The sequence below is a fragment of the Actinopolyspora biskrensis genome, from assembly GCF_013408175.1.
Taxonomy (GTDB): Bacteria; Actinomycetota; Actinomycetes; order Mycobacteriales; family Pseudonocardiaceae; genus Actinopolyspora; species Actinopolyspora biskrensis.
On record NZ_JACBYW010000008.1, the window covers coordinates 1 to 19681 of the forward strand.

At 69.1% G+C, this 19681-nt stretch carries 17 protein-coding genes and 1 pseudogene; 12 read left to right on the forward strand and 6 right to left on the reverse strand.

The window, feature by feature from the left end:
- Positions 1-85 (forward strand): annotated as a pseudogene (locus FHR84_RS18955) (IS5/IS1182 family transposase); the annotation flags it as partial.
- A gap of 49 nt (positions 86-134) precedes the next feature.
- Here FHR84_RS18955 and FHR84_RS18960 read toward each other — a convergent pair.
- The 4 genes from FHR84_RS18960 to FHR84_RS18975 all read right to left on the reverse strand — a co-directional run bounded on the left by FHR84_RS18960 (position 135) and on the right by FHR84_RS18975 (position 3359).
- On the reverse strand, positions 135-917 hold the full coding sequence (locus FHR84_RS18960) for an ESX secretion-associated protein EspG (protein WP_179536898.1): 783 nt from the start codon (positions 915-917) through the stop codon (positions 135-137).
- Positions 918-1003: 86 nt separating this feature from the next.
- Positions 1004-2227 carry a hypothetical protein gene (locus FHR84_RS18965; RefSeq protein WP_179536899.1) on the reverse strand — a complete coding sequence of 408 codons (1224 nt, stop codon included), beginning with the start codon at positions 2225-2227 and terminating at the stop codon, positions 1004-1006.
- A gap of 12 nt (positions 2228-2239) precedes the next feature.
- A complete protein-coding gene (locus tag FHR84_RS18970; protein WP_179536900.1) occupies positions 2240-2827 on the reverse strand; it encodes a DUF3558 family protein in 588 nt (195 codons plus the stop codon).
- Positions 2820-3359, reverse strand: coding sequence for a hypothetical protein (locus FHR84_RS18975; protein ID WP_179536901.1), 540 nt, complete (start codon positions 3357-3359; stop codon positions 2820-2822). Before FHR84_RS18975 ends, FHR84_RS18970 begins: the two co-directional genes overlap by 8 nt.
- 251 nt (positions 3360-3610) lie before the next feature.
- Between FHR84_RS18975 and fdh the strand changes: the two genes are divergently transcribed.
- The 9 genes from fdh (at position 3611) to FHR84_RS19025 (ending at position 14999) form a co-directional block, all read left to right on the forward strand.
- Positions 3611-6955, forward strand: coding sequence for a formate dehydrogenase (gene fdh, locus FHR84_RS18985; protein ID WP_281361421.1), 3345 nt, complete (start codon positions 3611-3613; stop codon positions 6953-6955).
- Complete coding sequence (locus FHR84_RS18990; RefSeq protein ID WP_179536903.1) at positions 6952-7872, forward strand: 4Fe-4S dicluster domain-containing protein; 921 nt, start codon at positions 6952-6954, stop codon at positions 7870-7872. Before fdh ends, FHR84_RS18990 begins: the two co-directional genes overlap by 4 nt.
- The gene (gene nrfD / locus FHR84_RS18995; RefSeq protein ID WP_179536904.1) at positions 7869-8828 is read left to right on the forward strand and encodes an NrfD/PsrC family molybdoenzyme membrane anchor subunit; all 960 of its coding nucleotides are present in this window, start codon (positions 7869-7871) and stop codon (positions 8826-8828) included. Before FHR84_RS18990 ends, nrfD begins: the two co-directional genes overlap by 4 nt.
- A gap of 126 nt (positions 8829-8954) precedes the next feature.
- On the forward strand, positions 8955-9566 hold the full coding sequence (locus FHR84_RS19000) for a GNAT family N-acetyltransferase (protein WP_179536905.1): 612 nt from the start codon (positions 8955-8957) through the stop codon (positions 9564-9566).
- 133 nt (positions 9567-9699) lie between these two features.
- Positions 9700-10692 (forward strand): ring-cleaving dioxygenase, encoded by a 993-nt coding sequence (locus FHR84_RS19005; protein ID WP_179536906.1) that lies wholly within the window; start codon positions 9700-9702, stop codon positions 10690-10692.
- Between the two features lie 211 nt (positions 10693-10903).
- Positions 10904-11842, forward strand: coding sequence for a DUF5996 family protein (locus FHR84_RS19010; protein WP_179536907.1), 939 nt, complete (start codon positions 10904-10906; stop codon positions 11840-11842).
- Between the two features lie 815 nt (positions 11843-12657).
- The gene (locus tag FHR84_RS19015; protein ID WP_179536908.1) at positions 12658-12894 is read left to right on the forward strand and encodes a hypothetical protein; all 237 of its coding nucleotides are present in this window, start codon (positions 12658-12660) and stop codon (positions 12892-12894) included.
- A 15-nt stretch (positions 12895-12909) separates the two neighbouring features.
- Entirely contained in the window at positions 12910-14271 is a 1362-nt protein-coding gene (locus tag FHR84_RS19020) for a MurT ligase domain-containing protein (protein ID WP_179536909.1), read from the forward strand.
- Positions 14268-14999 (forward strand): type 1 glutamine amidotransferase, encoded by a 732-nt coding sequence (locus FHR84_RS19025; RefSeq protein ID WP_179536910.1) that lies wholly within the window; start codon positions 14268-14270, stop codon positions 14997-14999. The genes FHR84_RS19020 and FHR84_RS19025 overlap by 4 nt, the downstream gene beginning before the upstream one ends.
- Before the next feature lie 60 nt (positions 15000-15059).
- Here FHR84_RS19025 and murJ read toward each other — a convergent pair whose 3' ends face one another.
- Positions 15060-16700, reverse strand: coding sequence for a lipid II flippase MurJ (gene murJ / locus FHR84_RS19030; RefSeq protein WP_179536911.1), 1641 nt, complete (start codon positions 16698-16700; stop codon positions 15060-15062).
- 196 nt (positions 16701-16896) lie between these two features.
- On the opposite strand from murJ, the gene FHR84_RS19035 reads away from it, so the two are divergent.
- A complete protein-coding gene (locus tag FHR84_RS19035; protein ID WP_179536912.1) occupies positions 16897-17292 on the forward strand; it encodes a hypothetical protein in 396 nt (131 codons plus the stop codon).
- Between the two features lie 99 nt (positions 17293-17391).
- On the opposite strand, the gene FHR84_RS19040 is transcribed toward FHR84_RS19035, so the two are convergent.
- Entirely contained in the window at positions 17392-18546 is a 1155-nt protein-coding gene (locus FHR84_RS19040; protein ID WP_179536913.1) for an acyl-CoA dehydrogenase family protein, read from the reverse strand.
- Positions 18547-18705: 159 nt separating this feature from the next.
- Here FHR84_RS19040 and FHR84_RS19045 point away from each other — a divergent pair, with 159 nt between their 5' ends.
- Complete coding sequence (locus FHR84_RS19045; RefSeq protein ID WP_179536914.1) at positions 18706-19458, forward strand: TetR family transcriptional regulator; 753 nt, start codon at positions 18706-18708, stop codon at positions 19456-19458.
- The last annotated feature ends 223 nt before the right edge of the window (positions 19459-19681 follow it).

A 19681-nucleotide genomic window follows, 5' to 3' on the forward strand; every position in this document is an offset into this window, starting at 1 on the left:
GTGGGAAACCCGCGACGACATGCACCAAGCCCTCCTCCAACTCGCCCACTGCATGATCCTCGCCCGCAAACACCCCGCATTCTGAAAGCACCCCTAAAACTGGGAGCACGCCCGGCAACGACTTCCCGGAAGGATCACTCGGGTACGATGGCCCTGGTCAGATCGCGCACGCGCTCGGTCATACGGCTGTGGTCGATCGGCGCGAAGGTGGTCCAGGCCTGGCCGCTGCGGCGGGTTTCCTCCATCAGGTACCAGCCCTCGGTGGTGGCGAAGCAGTTGCTGACCATGCCCGAGCGGAAGCGGTTTCCGCGCTGGTCCATCCGCGCCGCTCCGAACTGGGCGTAGCCCACGCGTTCGCCGCCGGCCATGCCGACCAGCGCGCTCGCGTCGTCCCGGCGCACCCCCCGGCGCAGCAGCGCCTCGCGCATCGCCCGGTCGGAGTCGCCCGCCTCGGCAGCGGCGCCGTCGAGCTGCTCGCTCGGCACCGACACCGCCTTGCCCGGTCCGGGGGTCAGCCCGGAGAGCACCCCCACGACGGCTCGGTGCGGTGCGTCGTCGGAACGCAGCTGGCGCATCCGCACCACACCGTCCTCCCGCACGGCCAGCGCGGCGCTGCCCGGGCCGACGGCGGCCAGCGCGGTCCGCCGGTGCTCGCCCTCCTCGGTCAGGTAGCGGTACACCAGGTCGAAGGAGTTCCGGTAGTGGTTCAGCGGGAAGAACACCCCGGAGATGTCGTCCTCGGCGTCCCGGTCGCCGAAGCCGAGCCGACGCAGCTCCTGTTCGGCCCGCTGCTCGGTGTCGCGCCGTTCTTGTTCGGTGATGCCCTCCGGGAGGACGTTCAGCAGGAGCGGCTTCGTGCCGAGCCGGAAGTGCTGCCAGGCGAGGTGGAAGGCCTGTTCGGAAAGTTCGATGTTCATGGTCTCCGCGGGATACGTGGCGCCGGGAGCGTTCCCGGCGCCGTGTTCGGCCGTGCGTGTGGAACGCGTTGGCTCGCCGGGGGCGATTACTCGCCGATCACCGGCGGGGCCACGCGCGGCAGATCACCGTCGAAGTAGCCGTAGTCGCCGACGAGGTAGCTCGGCGTCTCGTGCTCTTCGTCCTCCTCGCCCTGCTGACCACCGCCGCGTGGGGCGCCCGCCGCGCCACCGCGGCCGCCTCCGGATCCCGAAGCGGCAGCGCCGCCCGCGGAGGTGGTGGCTGTCGAGGGGCGACCGACACCGGACTGCCCACCGGGACCGAAGCCGCGACCGGCTCCCGAACCGGCACCGCGCCCGACACCGGAGCCCGCTCCACCGCCCGCGCCGGAGCCGAGGCCGCGCACCGGGATCCGGCTGCCGGGGGCGCGCCCGGTGCCACCCACGACACCGTTGCTGCCTGCGCCGCGCCCGGGCCCCTGGGAACCTCCGGGGGTGCCGCCCTGGCGGTAGCCGGGGGTCTCGTTCGCGGGCGGGCGCTGCCAGACGGAGTGACTGCCCGCCGGGGAAGTGGTGCCCGCGCCGGGCCTGCCCGCCGACTGTCCGGGTGAGCCGGAGCCCGAGCCGGTGCCGGTTCCGCTCGGATCGAGACTGCCGGACCAGGAACTGCGGGTGCCCGCGGCAGTGCCGGTTCCGCCCGAACCGGAGCCCGACCCCATGCCGCCGACCTCGGGGTTCGAGCCGGACCGCGTTCCGGTGTCGACACCACCGGCCGGGGGAGCGGTGAAAGTCGGGGTGGCGCTGATCGTGGTCTGCGAGGCGCCGTCATAGGACTTGAAGGCGGTGACCGCGTCCTGACGCAGCTTCTCGTTGTGCGTCAGCGCCTGCTCGTTGTCGGTTTTGCCGCCGGTGAGCCCGGCCCAGGCCTTGCCGAAGAAGTTCTCCTCCGGGACCGGCTTCTCCTCCGAGCCGGCGGGGACGGAGGACTGCACCCTGCTGAACGACTGGGCCTGCTCCTCCATCCGCTCCGCCTCGGCCAGGGCGTTGTCGGCCGCCACCTCGGTCCACAGCACCACCGGAGACATGGCGTTCTGCATGGCCTCGTCGCCCTTGGACTCGGTCACGGCCCCGGCCTTCTTCAGCCTGTCCTTGATCTGAGTGGCGAGGTCACGCATGTACTTCTCTGCAGAACGCCACAATTCCGCTTTTTCTTGGAGTGGACCGGACCCCGTTCCACCGTTGGTCCAGGAACGCATCTGATCCAGCTGTGCTCCATCGTAGTTGGACGGCGGCAGTGTGCGTCTGTCTCCCATCGTTCATTCCTCTCAGGCGTTGGGAAGGTTCTCGATTGCGCTTTTGGCGAACTTGCTAAAAAATTTACAGTGTGGATTATTTGCTTTATTTGTCAAGTCGCGCCCTGCTCCGTTTACAAACAGAGATCCTTTGTCCGACAAGTCGGCTGATATCACACAACCGTATGGCTTCTTTGTTTGAAATACTGGGTATCCGTCTATAGATTGGATATCTCCAGATCGTTTCGAGGCGAACTTTTTTGTCGTTGTGTCAGGATCTAGTCCGACAAAAACGGCCCACCCTGAACGGGTGCCTGGCTCGCCTTTTCTGTAGTGGCATCCTGTCCTGCCTTTGGATGAACTCTCTTCTGGGGGCTGATCAACTCCGAGTTTGCTTGCTTTTTGTTCGGTGATGATGGAGCAGTGATCCTCCATGGTGATGGATTTGGCGGGGGCGGTGCGTTTCGGAAAATCCGCCTCTGAGGTGCTATTTGTGTTGGTAGAGCTGATTGTTTCCGTGTTGGTGGTGTCCTGTGCCGATTGGTCGGTCTGGCCGCCGCAGCCTGCCAGCAGCAGGAGCCCCGCGAACAGGGAAATACCGGTGGTGACGGTCTTACGCATTCTGAGCTCCCCGGTTGAAACTGTCGGCGGCGTTCTCGTCATCGGTGCGGGTCTGCTTGGCGCTGGAGCGCAAGCTCTCAGCTGTGTCTTTGAATACCTGCGCGAGCTTCATATAGTTTGGAAAGAAAGACTGTTCCTCACCAGATGCGACCTGCCCATGAATCTTGGCAGCTCCGTTGCTGGTCGGATCAGTTCCTGGAGGGGGGACCAAGGCCAGATCTTGATAGCTAAGTGCTTTACTTTCTATTTCCTCTGCCTTCTCCTCGAAGAACTTCGCGAGGTCGTCGACCTCCTCGGGGTCGACGACCATGCGCGTGTTGCTGCTCAGCGACTGGGCCAGCTCGGCCTTGGTGTTCGCGCGGTCGCTGATGCGCGCGATGTCGGTCGCCACTTCGGCGAGTCCGCCCAGCACGGGCCCGTCCGGCATCTGCGTCGCGGCGTCCATTGCCGCCTGGTCCGCTGCGTCCAGCCCGCCCTGGCCGTCCGCGTTCGGTCCGTCCGAGCTGGACTGTCCGTTCTCCTCGTTCGCCACACTTCCCCCTGTGCTCACTCGATCGTGTCACGGTCTCGCCCGCGGGCGTGATCACGTGCCCGGCGGGCAACGTATCGCACCGCACACGTGCCGTGTGCGGGCTTCGAACAATCCACTGAACAGTGATCGCGGACACGCTCGACCGGGTGGCGGTGGCCGCGCGGCCCGAGGGGCAGAGCGTGTCGCGGTTGCACCGGCTGGCGCGGGCACGCAGCATTGCCCGTGAACGCGCCGACGGGGGTGAGCAGCGGATGCGGGAATGGCTGCGCTGGCCGGTGATACGTCAGCTCACGGGCGCGGACTCGCTCGGCCGCGGGCACGCGGCCCGCTCCGAGCGCACCGACTCCGAACGCGCGCGGACCTCCGAGGCCGACTCGGTGGTCGGCTCTATCTGCCCGTACTGCGCGGTCGGCTGCGCCCAGCGGATCTACGTCCGGGACGGCGCGGTCAGCCAGATCGAGGGCGACCCCGACTCCCCGGTCAGCCGGGGCAGGCTCTGCCCGAAGGGAGCGGCGAGCCGCTCCCTGGTCACTTCCCCGAGCAGGCAGGCCAGGGTGCGCTACCGGCGTCCCCACGGCACCGACTGGGAGGACCTCGACCTGGACACGGCGCTGGACATGATCGCCGAGCGGGTGATCCGCACCCGCGACGAGACCTGGGAGTCGTCGACCGAGGACGGCACCAGGCTGAACCGCACCACGGGAATCGCGAGCCTGGGCGGGGCGACGCTGGACAATGAGGAAAACTACCTCATGAAGAAGCTCTACACCGCCCTCGGCGCCATCCAGATCGAGAACCAGGCCCGCATTTGACACTCCTCCACGGTTCCCGGTCTGGGAACCTCCTTCGGCCGGGGAGGGGCCACAACCTTCCAGCAGGACCTGCGGAACTCCGACTGCATCGTGATCCAGGGATCCAACATGGCCGAGGCTCACCCGGTCGGGTTCCAGTGGGTGATGGAGGCCAAGCGCCGCGGTGCCAAGATCATCCACGTCGACCCCAGGTTCACCAGGACCTCGGCCATGGCCGACGCCTTCGTGCCGCTCCGCGCGGGTAGCGACGTCGCCTTCCTGGGCGGGCTGATCAACCACGTGCTGTCCGGCGAGCACTACTTCCGCGACTACGTGGTCAACTACACCAACGCGCCGATGATCGTCGGTGAGGAGTTCGTCGACACCGAGGACCTGGACGGGCTGTTCTCCGGCTTCGCGGAAGGCGGCTACGACACCACCAGCTGGCACTACGAGGGCTCGCGGGTCAACGCCTCGGCGGGCGAACGCGACCGGTGGGACGAGCTGTTCGGCGAGCAGGGCCCCGAACACCCCTCGGGGCGGGAGACCCCGACGGGAGGACCGGAACGGGCGGGATCCGGTGGTCCGGTCTACCGCGGCATCCCGGAAACCGACCCGACGCTGAACCACCCCCGCTGCGTGTTCCAGATCCTCAAGCGCCACTTCGCCCGCTACACACCGGAGTTCGTGGAGCAGGCCTGCGGGGTGGAGCCGGGTCGCTTCCGCGAGGTCGCCGAGGCCCTGGTGGCCAACTCCGGGCCCGAACGCACCTCGGCCTTCGCCTACGCCGTCGGCTGGACCCACCACACCCTGGGCGTGCAGTACATCCGTGCCGCCTCGATCCTGCAGCTGCTGCTCGGCAACATCGGCCGACCGGGCGGAGGCATCCTCGCGCTCCGGGGGCACGCCAGCATCCAGGGGTCGACCGACATCCCCACGCTGTTCGACCTGCTGCCCGGCTACATCCCGATGCCGCAGGCGCACCGGAACCTCAACCTGGACACCTTCGTCGCCGCCGACAGCGCGGCCAAGGGGTACTGGGGCAACATGCGCAGCTACCTGGTCAGCCTGCTCAAGGCCTGGTGGGGCGAACACGCCACTGCCGACAACGACTTCTGCTTCGACCGGCTGCCCAGGTTGACCGGCGATCACGGCAACTTCCGCACCGTGATGGACCAGATCGACGGGAAGGTGCGCGGCTACTTCGTCATCGGGGAGAACCCGGCCGTGGGCACGGCCAACTCCCACCAGCAGCGGATGGGACTGGCCAATCTGGACTGGCTGGTGGTGCGCGATCTGAACATGATCGAAACCGCCACCTTCTGGAAGGACGGCCCCGAGGTGGAGAACGGGGAGACGCGACCGGAGGACATCGGAACCGAGGTGTTCTTCCTGCCCGCCGCCGCCCACACCGAGAAGGACGGCACCTTCACCAACACCCAGCGCATGCTGCAGTGGCACCACAAGGCGGTGGAGCCGGAGCACGACCAGCGCAGCGACCTGTGGTTCTACTACCACCTCGGCATGCGGATCCGGAGCAAGCTCCGCGAACGGCAGGGTGAACGAACCGCCGAGCAGCGGGAGCGCGATCGTCAGCTCCTGGAGCTGACCTGGGACTATCCCACCGAGGGCGAGATCGTCGAACCCGACGCGGCAGCCGTGCTCCGCGAGATCAACGGCACCGACGCCGCGGACACCGCGCTGACCGCCTACACCCAGCTGCGCTCCGACGGGTCCACACGCTGCGGGTGCTGGATCTACTGCGGTGTGTACGCCGAGGAGGTCAACCAGGCCGCGCGGCGCAAACCCGGCGCGGAGCAGTCCTGGACCGCGCTGGAATGGGGCTGGGCGTGGCCGGCGAACCGGCGCATCATCTACAATCGGGCCTCGGCGGACCCGGAGGGCAACCCCTGGAGCGCGCGCAAGGCCTACGTGTGGTGGGACCCCGAACAGGGGTGCTGGACCGGGCACGACGTCCCCGACTTCGACGCGGGCAAGCCACCCGACCACGAACCGGACCCGGAGGCGTCGGGGCCGGAAGCGCTGCGCGGAAGCGAACCGTTCGTCATGCAGAGCGACGGCCGGGCCTGGCTGTACGCGCCGACGGGGCTGCTGGACGGGCCGCTTCCCGCGCACTACGAACCGCAGGAGTCCCCGCTGTCCAACGCCTTCTACGGTGTGCAGCGCAACCCGGCCCGGCAGGTCTACCCGCGTCCGGAGAACCCCTACCACCCGAGCGGGACCGAGACCGGTTCCGCGGTGTTCCCCTACGTGTTCACCACCTTCCGGCTCACCGAACACCACACCGCGGGCGGGATGAGCCGCTGGTTGCCGCACCTGAGCGAACTGGCCCCGGCGATGTTCGTGGAACTGTCCCCCGAGCTCGCAGCGGAGCGGCAGCTGCGGCACCTGGGGTGGGCGACCGTGATCACGGCGCGCGCCGCGATCGAGGCCAGAGTGCTGATCACCCAGCGCATGATGCCGCTGCGCGTCGGCGGCACCACCCTGCACCAGATCGGCATCCCGTGGCACTGGGGACCGAACGGGCTGACCACGGGCGACGCGGCCAACGAGCTGCTCGGCGTGGCGCTGGACCCGAACGTGCACATCATGGAGACCAAGGCGGGCACGTGCGACGTCCGACCGGGCAGGCGTCCCCACGGCGCGGATCTTCGCCGACTGATCGACGACTACCGGAGCAGAGCGGGGATCACCGAGCGAACAGGGGTGGACCCCGTCGAGGGCACGCCGCATCCGCGGTCGGACGCGGACGGGCACGGCGAAGGGAGAGCGAACGACGAATGAGTCCTGACACCGGGAACCGGCTCAGCGGCCCGCTGCCCGACCCCAGCCAGGAGGCGGGATATCCTCCCGAACACCCGCAGCGGTCCGGTTTCTTCACCGACACCAGCGTGTGCATCGGGTGCAAGGCCTGCGAGGTGGCCTGCAAGGAGTGGAACCTCCTTCCGGAGGACGGCCTCAACCTGACCGGGATGTCCTACGACAACACCGGCGACCTCGGCGCCGACACCTGGCGGCACGTGGCCTTCGTCGAGCAGCGCATCGACCCCAGCACCCGCTCCAGGGTGGACATCGGCATGCCCGGCATGGGGGCGCCCGAGCCCGCCCCGCAGCAGGAGGCGGGTGACGCCACCGAGGTGCGCTGGCTGATGTCCTCCGACGTGTGCAAGCACTGCACCCACGCGGCCTGCCTGGACGTGTGCCCGACCGGGGCGCTGTTCCGCAGCGAGCACGGCACCGTGGTGGTGCAGGACGATGTGTGCAACGGGTGCGGCTACTGCGTTCCCGCCTGCCCCTACGGGGTGATCGACATGCGCCCCGACACCGGTGGCGCGTCCAAGTGCACCCTGTGCCAGGACCGGCTGGGGGAGGGGATGACACCGGCCTGCGCCAAGGCCTGCCCGACCGAGTCCATCCAGTACGGACCCCTGGACGAGCTGCGGGAACGTGCCGAGCAGCGGGTCGAGCAGCTACACGAGCAGGGCGTCACCGAGGCCAGGCTCTACGGTCACGATCCGCGGGACGGGGTCGGCGGGGACGGGGCCTTCTTCCTGCTGCTGGACGATCCGGAGGTCTACGGCCTGCCTCCGGACCCCGTGGTGACGACCAGGGACCTGCCCGCGATGGCCAAGTACGCGGCCGCGGCCGCCGGGGCCGTCGCGGCGACCATAGCGGGCTGTTTTCTGGGAGGTGGCAGGTGAGCGCCGACGGGAACCGCGCGGAGTCCGCGAACACGGGCCGGCGGGACGAACCGTCCGGGAACGACTCGGGCAGGGAACCCTTCCGGTCCTACTACGGCAACCCCGTCATCAAGGAGCCGACCTGGAAGGTGCCGGACGTGCCCGCCTATCTCTACCTCGGCGGCATGTCCGGGGCCTCTGCGATCATGGGTGTGCTGGCCGACGCGAGCGGGAACGGGAAGCTGCGGCGCGTGGGGCGCCTGTGCGCGGCGGTCGGTTCGACCGCGAGCGTGGCGGCGCTCATCCACGATCTCGGACGCCCCGCCCGTTTCCTGAACATGCTGCGCGTGTTCAAACCGACCTCCCCGCTGAGCGTGGGCTCGTGGATCCTCGCGCCGTTCTCCGGGCTGACCGGTGCCGTCGCCGTCGCGGAGATCGGCGGGATAGCCCAGCTGCCCGCGCGGCTGGCCGCGGGGGGCTCGGCCGTGCTGGCGCCGGGGATGACCACCTACACCGCGGTGCTGCTCGCGGACACGGCCGTGCCCGGTTGGCACGAGGTGTATCGCGAGCTGCCGTTCGTGTTCGCCTCCAGCGCGATGCTCGGCGCGGGAGCACTGGGCACGGCGCTGGTGCCGCGGTCCCAGGCGGCGCCCGCGCGACGCATGGCCGTGATCGGGGCGGCGGGGGAGCTGGTTCTCGGCCGGTTGATGGAACGGCGGGCCGGCAGGATCGCCGAGGCCTACCGCACGGGCAGGCCGGGGAAGGTGCTGCGGGCGGCTCGTGCGCTGTCGGCCGTCTGCCCCGGTGCCGCGCTGTTCGCCGGGCGCAGCCGAGTGGCCGCCTGGATGGCCGGGCTGAGCGGAACCGCCGCCTCGGTGGCGACCCGCTACGGTGTCTTCGAAGCCGGGCGCGAAACGGCCCGCGACCCGTACTACACGGTCGTGCCGCAGCGCGAACGCGAGCCCGTGCGGCAGTGACTCCCGGCCGCGCGTTTCCCCGCGGGCGGCGGACGGTTCCGCGGAGCGGGCCGGCTCGGTGCCGCGGGAAGCCGTGTCCGGATAGTCTCGGGGTCGTCGTTGTCGCTCGCCCCCGGGAGGTCCGCATTGCCCGAGCCCGCCGCGTCGGCCCGCCCCGCGACCGCGGAGGACGTCGAACCCGCCGTGCGCACGCTGCGCCGCGCGTTCGTGGACTACCCCTGGACGAGGCACGTGATCGCGGCCGATGCCCACGAGGAGCGGCTGGCCGAGTTCCAGCGCCTGTTCGTCTCCCGCATCGGTCTGGAGTGCGGGCGGGTATGGGTCACACCGGGCCGTGAGGCGGTTTCCGTGTGGACCACCCCGGACAGCACCGGCATCGGCGAGGTCTTCGTCGAGCTGGCGCCGCGGTTCGCCGAACTGTCCGGGGACCGGCTGGCGCAGTCCGAGCGGGCCGAAGCCGCCCTGAACCCGCACCGGCCGGAGGAACCCGTGTGGTTCCTCGGCACGGTGGGGGTCGACCCCGGCAGCCAGGGCGCCGGGCTGGCAGGGGCCGTGATCCGTCCCGGCGTCGCGGAGGCCGAGCACGCCGGGGTGCCCGTTTATCTGGAGACCTCGCGGGAACGCAACGTGCGGATCTACCGCCGGTTCGGTTTCGAGGTCGTCGCGGATGTGGAGATCCCCGACGACGGTCCGCGAACCTGGGGCATGATGCGCCGTCCCGGAGCGGGCGGGCTGTGAGGCAGGTGCCTCCCCGACCGCCCGGTCGTGAACTGCGAAACGACCGCGGATGTCGGACGATGGTTCCGGCAGCCAGTCGTCCCGCCGGTTGGTCGACGGCCGTGACGGGCGGCCAGCGAGGGAGGCCGAAAGCATGCCGAGCACGCCCACCGGTTTGCACCACGTGACGGCGATCGCCACGGACCCGCAGCGCAACGCGGATTTCTACCGCACGGCTCTCGGGCTCCGGTTGGTCAAGCGGACCGTCAACTTCGACGCCCCGGACACCTACCACCTGTACTTCGGGGGCGAGTCGGGACAACCCGGCACGCTGATCACGTTCTTCCCCTGGCCGGGGGCGCCCAGCGGGCGTCGCGGAGCCGGACAGACCACGGCGGTGGCCTTCTCGGTGCCGCAGAACTCGTTGGGGTGGTGGCACCGGCACCTGGACGGGCTGGAGGTCAACGTCGGGACACCGGCCACCCGCGCCAGCGAGGAAACGCTGCGGGTGGCCGATCCGGACGGCCTGCTGATCGAGCTGGTCGGACATCCGATGGCCGATCCGCGCGGACCCTGGGAGGAGGGGGCCATACCGCCCGAGTACGCGATCCGGGGGTTGCACTCCGTCACGGTCACCGAGATCGGGCACGAGCACACGGCCGAACTGTTGACCGAAACGCTCGGTTTCCGGCTCGTCGAGGAGTCCGGGGCCCGTTTCCGCTTCGCCGCGGGGACCGAGGGGTCGGGGGCGCTGGTGGACGTGCTGTGCAGCCCGGAAGCCCCGCTGGGGATGGTCGCGGCCGGTACGGTGCACCACATCGCGTGGCGCACTCCCGACGAGTCCGAACAGGTCGACTGGCGCAACACCCTGCTCGATCGGGGACTGGATGTGACCCCCGTGCTGGACAGGCGCTACTTCCACTCGATCTACTTCCGCGAGCCCGGTGGGGTGCTGTTCGAGATCGCCACCGATCCCCCCGGGTTCACGGTCGACGAACCGCTGATGGAGCTGGGCAGGGCGCTGAAACTGCCGCCGTGGCTGGAGCCCTCCCGCGCGGAGATCGAGCAGACCCTGCCCACCCTCAGGGTTCCCGGACCGGAGGAGGAGATCACCTTCACCCCACCGCCCACGGGAGAACCCTCGTGACGAGCTTTCGGTTCCGCCCTCCGACCTCCTGCGCGGGCAAGCGACCGCCGGGAGTTCTCAGGCGCGGGTCTCGCGAGGACGGCCCCGACGTTGTGCAGGTGGCTACCCGATGTCGGGGATCCCGCAGCGAGACACCCCGGCTGAGGTTCCCCCGCGGAACACCCAAGCGAACCAAGCTCCGCGAACGCTCGCTCATCGGGGGAGGTAGTCGATGACGACCGGATCCGAGCTCCGGGTCGAGCAGTGGCCCGCTCTTCGGGTGTCCGACTGGGCGGACACCCGCGACACCCTGCACATGTGGTTGCAGCTGGTGGGCAAGATGAAACTGGCCCTGAACCCGATGATCAACCACTGGTGGCAGGTCCCGCTGTACGTCTCGGCCCGCGGGCTGACCACGGCGGCCATGTCGCACAGCGGTCGGACGCTGGACATGGAGTTCGACTTCACCGACCACCGGTTGGCGATCCGTTCCAGCAGCGGTGAGCAGCGCGCGGTGAAGCTCGAACCGAAACCGGTGGCCGAGTTCCACCGCGAGACGATGCTGCTGTTGGACCAGCTGGGGCTGCCGGTCACGATCCGGACCAAACCCACCGAGGTCACCAGGGCGATCCCGTTCGAGCAGGACGAGGAGCACTCCTGCTACGAACCCGAGCACGCCCGGCTGTTCTGGGAGCAGCTGTGCTGTGTCCAGCGCGTTTTCGAGGAGTTCCGTTCGGGGTTCATCGGCAAGGTCAGCCCGGTTCACCTGTTCTGGGGGGCGATGGATCTGGCCGTGACCCGCTTCTCCGGCAGGACCGCCCCGCGCCACCCCGGAGGGGTGCCCAACTGCGGCGACTGGGTGATGGTCGAGGGGTACTCGCACGAACTCAGCAGCTGCGGGTTCTGGCCGGGAGGCGGTGCCGAGGGCGCGTTCTACTCCTACGCCTATCCGCAGCCCGAGGGATTCGCCGAGTACCCGGTGCTTCCGGACGCGGCGTACTTCGAGAACGGCGAGTTCCTGCTGCCGTACGACGGTGTGCGCCGGGCGCGGGACCCGGAGGCCGTGCTGCTCGGTTTTCTGCGGGCCACCTACGAGGCGGCTGCCGAGTGCGGGAACTGGGACCGTGCCGCGTTGGAGGACGATCCCGTCCGGCGGGCGGCCCCGCGTTGAACACGGGTCTGTTCGCCCGTTCTCCCACCGGGGAGGGAACCAGGGGAACTCGTCCGATTTCCGCGCCGCTGTCCCGGAGCGCCGGGAGCCGGACGGATGGCCGGTGCATCGGAAGGAGTGCCGGCCGGCGGAAGCCGGAGTGACACCACGTGCGTTCTCCCGAACGCGTCCGACTTCCGTCGCGTGGTCCCCGGCTTTTCTTCCGCGCGGCTCGTCTCACTGTCTGCGTCGTCTTCGCCGGTCGATGTGGAGATCCCACGCCGTCCACAGGATTCCGAGAACGACGAAGCTGGACAGCAGAATCAACACGACACTTTCCATTCCGTTCCCCTCCTCGCGAGAGGGTGCGGCGAGCGGGCGAGGAAACCCCTTGCCTTCGTTTTCCGCTTCCGGCAGCCGGATGTCTCAGCGTGTGGCAGCGGTGTCCGCACGTCAAGTGAGGTCCGGGTGGCGGACTCGATCGAGCTCTTGACCGCTGTACCAGCGATTTCACTGAGTGTGGTTGTGGTTTTACTCGAAAGTGTGTTGACTTTCCACGTCAAGTCGAGAACAACTGTGGTTCCCTGAATTCGGTACACATTCGCGTGACGCACAGTGGTAAATGATTTGCGGCTCGTTCTTTCGGGCGATACAAGTTTTTTCGTGTTCGGTTTCACATGGCAGACGCTGATTCCGGGTAGTCCTGTGGGGTGGAAATCGGAGCGGGGCGGTGTCGTGATCGAAAACCCCGTGGCTCCGATGTGAAAATTTTGCGGATTCGTTCGTGTCCGGCGAAAAAACATCGCATCCATTACACTGAAACGACGCGAGGAATCATGGTCGCAGAACATTTGATCTCCGTTGCCGACACAGCGCAACTGATCACCACACCGAGGGAATGGGTCGGAACGGCCGCCGTCGTGGCCGGCACGACGCTGGCGGGAGTCCTGGGAGTGCGGCGCCTGCTGATCCGGTCGGCGGCGAACCGCCCCGACGGGGACGGCCCGAGGAAAGCCTCCGGGCAGTCGCCGCCCGACTCGTTCCGGGGGGTCGCACAACGCCCGCTTCGCTGAGGAGGGGACCGGACGATGACGGACACGACCCGGCAGGGTGCGCGCGGGGGGCAGCACCACGGCGGCGAGTCGTGTTCAAGGCCCTCCGGACAGCGTTGGCGAATCGTGCCACCGCGCGGTCCGGAAACCGGCCGGGCCACGCTCCACCGGCTGCGTACCGGTCTGGCCCTGTTCGCGGGCAGGCTGGCCACGAACACCTCCAAAAGACTGGGCCTGGGCAGTGGAGGCATCATCGGCGGCAGGGTGGCCCTGGCACTGCAGCCGGAGCTACTGGGCGAACTCGTCTCCGACAAGCGCGTCGTGGTGATCACCGGGACCAACGGGAAGACGACGACCACGCACATGGTGGCCGAGACGCTGCGCGCGGCGGGGGAGGCGGTCAGCAACGCCACGGGGGCCAACATGCTCGACGGCCACGTGGCGGCGTTGATGACGCGCCCCCGCGCGGACTTCGCGGCCCTGGAGGTCGACGAGCTGCACCTGGCCCAGCTGACCGAACGGTTCCAGCCCGCGGTGCTGCTGCTGCTGAACCTCAGCAGGGACCAACTCGACCGGGTGGGCGAGATACGCAGCGTCGAGGCCAGCATTCGGCAGGCACTCGCGAAGGCCCCCCGCAGCCGGGTGATCGCCAATGCCGACGACCCGAACATCGTCTCAGCGGCTTTCGACCACCCGGACGTCGTCTGGGTGTCCGGGGGCTGCCGCTGGAAGCACGACGCGCTCAACTGCCCCCGCTGCGGGGCCTTCCTCGAGGAGGTCGACGGCGAGTGGAAGTGCGTGTGCGGGCTGCGCCGCCCCCGCCCCGACTGGACGGTGGACGACACGGGACTGATCGCTCCGGACGGGTCTCACGAGGAGCTCTCCCTGCCGCTGCCCGGTCAGATAAACCGGGTCAACGCCACCTTCGCGCTGGCGGCGAGCACGGCTCTCGACGTAGCGCCCCGGGCGGCGCTGGAACGTGTCCGCGCCGTGCAGGAGGCCAACGGCCGCTACGAGCACACGGTGCTCGCCGGACGCACGGTGCGGCTGCTGCTGGCGAAGAACCCGGCCAGCTGGCTCGAGATGCTCGACCTGGTCGCGGACAACACCCGTCCACTGGTGCTGGTCGTCAACAGCAGGGAAGCCGACGGGCACGACGTCTCCTGGCTGTGGGACATCGACTTCGAACGACTGGCCGGGCGAACCGTTCTGGTCACCGGGGAACGCGCGCTGGACCTCGCCGTGCGGCTGCGCTACGCCGAAGTGCCCTGCGAGGTCACCTCCGACGTGCAGCAGGCGCTGCACAGCGCGTCGATCACCGGATCGGACCAGCCCGCCGAGGTCATCGCCAACTACACCGCATTCCGTGACCTGTTCGCGAAAAGGCAGCGCCAATGACCGAAGCGCCACTGACCGACGAGTCGACAGTCCGCATCGCGCTCGTGGTGCCCGATCTGCTCGGCACCTACGGGGACAGGGGCAACGCCCTCGTGCTCGCGCAGCGGCTGCGCTGGCGTGGTTATCGCGCGGAGATCGTGACCGTGCTCTCCTCGGCGGAGTCCCTTCCCGAGTCGTGCGACATCTACCTGCTGGGCGGGGGAGAGGACGTCGCGCAACAAGCCGCCGTCAGCTTCCTGAGACGTGGGAACGGGTTGCGGCGTGCCGTCGACTCGGGGACCGCCGTGCTGGGGGTGTGCGGCGGGCTGCAGGTGCTGGGAACCAGGTTCACCACGGGGGACGGGAAGCACCACGCGGGACTCGGCCTCGTCGACATCGAAACCCGGCCGGGCGCGGACAGGGCGATCGGCGAGCTGGGAACTCGTTCCGAGCTGCCCGGGATCGGAGTGCTCACGGGCTTCGAGAACCACCTGGGGCGCAGCGAAGTGGGCGACGACGCGCGGCCACTGGGCCGGGTGCTGCACGGCACCGGCAACGGCGCCGACGGCGTGGAGGGCGGAGTCACCGGCAGGGTGGTGTGCACCTACCTGCACGGGCCGGTGCTGGCGCGGAACCCCGCCCTGGCGGACACCGTGCTCTCCTGGGCCGTGGGCGCCCCGTTGGACGGGCTTCCGGACTTTCCCGAACTCGAACGACTGCGTGCGGAACGGACGCGGGTCCGGGGGTGATCCCGGCCCGCGACCGGACCGGCCGGACGCCCGGGGGCGGGAAGCCGTCGACCTCCGTCCTCACGTCCCGCGGAGTCGGTCCAGCACCCGCCGCAGCCGGGTCCGGGCCATCGCCATCTCGGGGATCGGCAGCAGCAGCATCAGGCCGAAACCGATGCCGAGCACCAGCGCGGCGCGGATCGTGAGATCCCCCCAGGCCCCCGCGATCTCGCCGAGCCCGGCCAGCACGCCTGCCGCGGGACGGAGCGCCAGGGCCGCGCCGAGGCATCCCGCCGCCGTGGCCAGCAGTGCCCAGCCGATCCCGACGAGGGTCTCGCGGGTCTGCGCACTGCCCAGCCGCGCGTGCAACCAGACCTGCCCCACCACGGCGCCGACGAGAAAGCTCAAGGACATGGCCAGCGTCACCCCGATGACCAGGTCCCGGGGGTCGAGCACCATCAGCAGCGCGTAGCACAGGACGGCGCGGAAGGCGACCATGCCCACGTTGATCAGCATCGGGGTGCGGGCGTCCTTCATCGCGTAGAAGGCCCGCAGCTGCAGCATGGTGATCGCGAAGGGCACGATTCCCGCCGCGGCCACCCCCAGGGTCACCCCCAGCCTGTCGGCGGCCCCGATGGTGCCCTGGCCGAGCGAGAAGAAGGCCACGCCGATGGCCGAACCTCCGGTGAGCATGAGCGCGCTCACGGGCATCAGCAGCATCGCGCTCAGCCGTGCCCCCAGACCGACGTCGTGGACGAAGGACTCGGTGTCGCCCTGGTCGGCGGACCTGCTGATCCTGGGCATGAGCGCTTGCAGCAGGGAAACGCCCAGCACCCCGTAGGGCACCTGCGAGAGCAGCCACGCGTAGTGGAAGGTCGCCACGCTGCCCGGGGTGCCCTGCCCCGCGACGCGGATGGTCACGATCATGCCGATCTGGCTGACCAGCGTGTAGAGCACCACCCAGCCCGCGAGGGCGCCGAACTCGGACAGCCGCCGGTCCCAGCCCCAGCGCCAGCGGAAGCGGAAACCGGTGCGGCGCAGCGAGAGCATCATGACCGCGCTCTGCGCGGCGATTCCGAGCATCGTCCCCAGCCCGAGCACGAGGAGCTTCGGCTGGCTCATGCGCACCGGGTCCAGCGTGATCTGCCCCGGAACAGCGGTGTACAGCAGCACCGCGGCCGTGATGACCACGTTGTTCATGACCGGTGCCCAGGCGGGCGGGCCGAAAACCTGGCGGACGTTGAGGATCGCCATCAGCATGGCCGACATCCCGTAGAAGACGATTCCGGGAAGCAGCAGGAAGGCGAACGCGGTGGTCAGCTCGCGGTTGGCCCGGGTGTGCGGGCCGAGGTAGAGCTCGGTGAGCAGCGGAGCGGCGAGCACGGCCAACACCGTCGCGACCCCCAGCAGCACCACGCCCATGGTGATCATCCACTGGGCGTAGGCCTCCCCCTCCTCCTCGCTGTTGCGCCGCGCGCTGACGAGCAGGGGAACCGCCACACTGGTGAGAACCCCACCGAGCAGCAGCTCGTTGACGACGGTCGGCAGCGTGTTGGCCACGGTGTAGGAGTCGTTGATCACTCCCAGTCCCAGCACCCACACCAGCAGCAGTTTCGCGAACAGCCCGCTGATCCTGCTCACCATCGTGGCCAGGGCCATGGCGCCGCTGGCTCTGCTCAGCGAGGTTGCCCGTCCGCGCGGTGGATCCCGTTGCTCGACCACGGAGCTCCCGTCCGATGTGTGGTGCGACCGATGAGTGAGTCCGGTGGTTCGACGGTAACGAAACACCGCAGCGGATGCGTTCCCGAAAAGTTCCCACCGGACCGCTCGCGGGGCGGCGAGAACGGCAGTGCGAGCCGCTCTCGCCGGGCGCATACTCGGATCCTGCACTGTCGTCGCAGCGCACGCGGGAGATGTGATGGGCGGTTTCGGACCTGCCTCCGGCGGTTTGCCGACCGAGGTGCTGATACTCGATCGTTGGCGACACGCCGGTGTGGACTGCGCCGTGGGGGAGCTGCGTGGGCTGCTGTACGGTTTCGCGCTGCTGCCCGGGGCGCGAAGCGGGTGGAGCCGTTACCGGCCCACGGGCAGGGATTTGCGCGGAGCCGGTGAACAGCTGCCGCCGGAGAGGCTGGGGGACTGGGTCGTTCTGGAGTTCGGCGCGCTGGAGCGGTTCTGGTCCCAGGAGGTGCGCGCCAGGTTCACCACCTCCACTGGGGAGTTCTCCTGCTGGGACCGGTGGGGGTGGGGATGGGCGCTGCGCCGCGGCTACGACGGGGTCAACGACTTCGTCGACGTCCAGTGCGGACAGTGACGTCGAGCCCGGGAGCGCCGCCCGGCAGGAGCGGATCCGGCTTCCGGGATCCGGAAGGGACCGGCGCGGACGCGGCGGTCCCCTCCGGATCCGCGGACCTCACTTGAGCAGGGAGCGGGCCATGACCATGCGTTGGATCTGGTTGGTTCCCTCGTAGATCTGGGTGATCTTGGCGTCCCGCATCATCCGCTCCACGGGGAAGTCGCGGGTGTAGCCCGCGCCGCCGAACAGCTGCACGGCGTTGGTGGTGACCTCCATGGCCACGTCCGAGGCGTAGCACTTGGCCGCGGCCGAGATGAAGCCCAGATTGCCCTCCTCGCGTTCGGCACGAGCCGCCGACACGTAGATCATGTGCCGCGCCGCCTCGATCTTCATCGCCATGTCGGCGAGCATGAACTGCACGCCCTGGAAATCGGCGACCGCCTGGCCGAACTGCTTGCGTTCCTTGACGTAGCTCACCGCGGAGTCGAGCGCGCCCTGGGCGATTCCCAGGGCCTGGGCCCCGATGGTCGGACGAGTGTGATCGAGCGTGCGCAGGGCCGTCTTGAAGCCAGTGCCCGGCTCACCGATGATCCGGTCGGCGGGGATGGTGCAGTCGTTGAAGTGGATCTCGGCCGTGGGGGAGCCCTTGATGCCGAGCTTCTTCTCCTTGCCGCCGACCTCGAATCCCGGGTCGTCGGCGTGCACCACGAACGCGCTGATCCCGTTGGGGCCCTTCTCGGGATCGGTCACGGCCATGACCGTGTACCAGCTGGACTCGCCGCCGTTGGTGATCCAGCACTTGGTTCCGTTGAGCACCCAGGTGTCGCCGTCGCGGTGTGCCCTGGTCTTCATCGAGGCAGCGTCCGAGCCGGCCTCACGTTCCGACAGCGCGTAGGAGGCCGTGCACTCCCCGGCCGCGATGGAGGGCAGCACCTTGTTCTTCAGGTCCTCCGAGGCGGACAGCAGGATCGGCACCGTGCCGAGCTTGTTCACCGCGGGGATCAGCGAGGAGGAGGCGCACACCCGTGCCACTTCCTCGATGACGATGCACGTGGCTACCGAGTCGGCCCCCTGCCCGCCGTAGGCCTCCGGTACGTGCACTCCCGCGAACCCGGACTTCGCCAGGGCCTCGAACGCTTCTCGTGGGTAGCGTTCCTGCTCGTCGCACTCGGCCGCGTGAGGTGCGATCTCCTTCTCCGCGAGGGAGCGCACCGCGTCCCGGAGCGCTTCGTGCTCCTCGGAGAGCTGGTAGGTGTCGAAGCTCGATTCCACGAGATTTCCTCCTGAGTCGCGGAGTGGTCCGCGGGGTGTCCGGGCCCGCGGAATGGTTCCCAAGACGCGCTTTGGCATTCGGTGCCATTTGGCGCAATATGAAGTGATGCTAACGGCACTGCGTGCCAACAGCAATCGTGGCCTGTTACATTGCGGGCCATGCCCGAGGGAAACTCCAACGGATCCAGGTCACGGGCCGGGCGCACCGAGGGAGGGCGGCGCAGGCTGCGCAGCGCCCTGGCCGTGGCGGCTCTGGATCTGTTCGCGAGCAAGGGCTACGACGCCACCACCGTGGAGGACATCGTCGAGGGCGTGGGAGTCGGGCGGCGCACCTTCTTCCGGTACTTCCGCTCCAAGGAAGAAGTGGTGTTTCCCGATCACGACGAACGCCTCGCCGAAGTGGTCGAGGAACTCGAACGGTCCGACGCGGACGCGTCCCCGATGCGGGTGGTGTGCCGCGCGGCGGAGACCGTGCTGGAAACCTACCTGGCCGAACCGGAGATCTCGCTCAAACGCTTCGAACTGACACGGCAGGTGTCCTCACTCCGGGACCGCGAGATCGTCAGCATCGACCGCTATCAGCGGGTTTTCGCGCGGTACCTGCGGCGGTGCTACGCGGACGGGCCGAACGCCGATCTGCGGGCGTCGGTCACGGCGGCGACCGTCGTCGCCACCCACAACCACGTGCTGCGTCGCTGGTTGAAAAGCGGGGGAGAGATCGACGCGCACGGCGCGTTGCGCGCGGCTCTCGACGACGCCGGGATCGTGGACCGCGAACCGAGCGGGGCCTCCGGGGGAGCGGGGGAGTCGGAGAACGACGTCGTGATCGGTGTGCTGCGTACCTCCGCCCCGGCTGAGACCGTCCGGCGCCGGATCGAATCGGCGCTGCGGGAGTTCCCGGGCAGCGGCTGAGCCCGCGACGGGGCTCCTCCGGCCGACGGAGCAAGGACCACACGGCCTCGGGGCGAGTCGTGGACCACCGTGCCGCCGCTGGATCCGCTGCCCGAACCGCGCACGCTGCGAGCGCTCGAGGACGAGATCACCCGCCGGCGGGGCCCGTGGACCCGCGGTCTCAGCCCCAGGGCAGTGGCCAGTCGCTTCCGTCCACTCCGTGACTCGGGACAGCTTCGGGAGC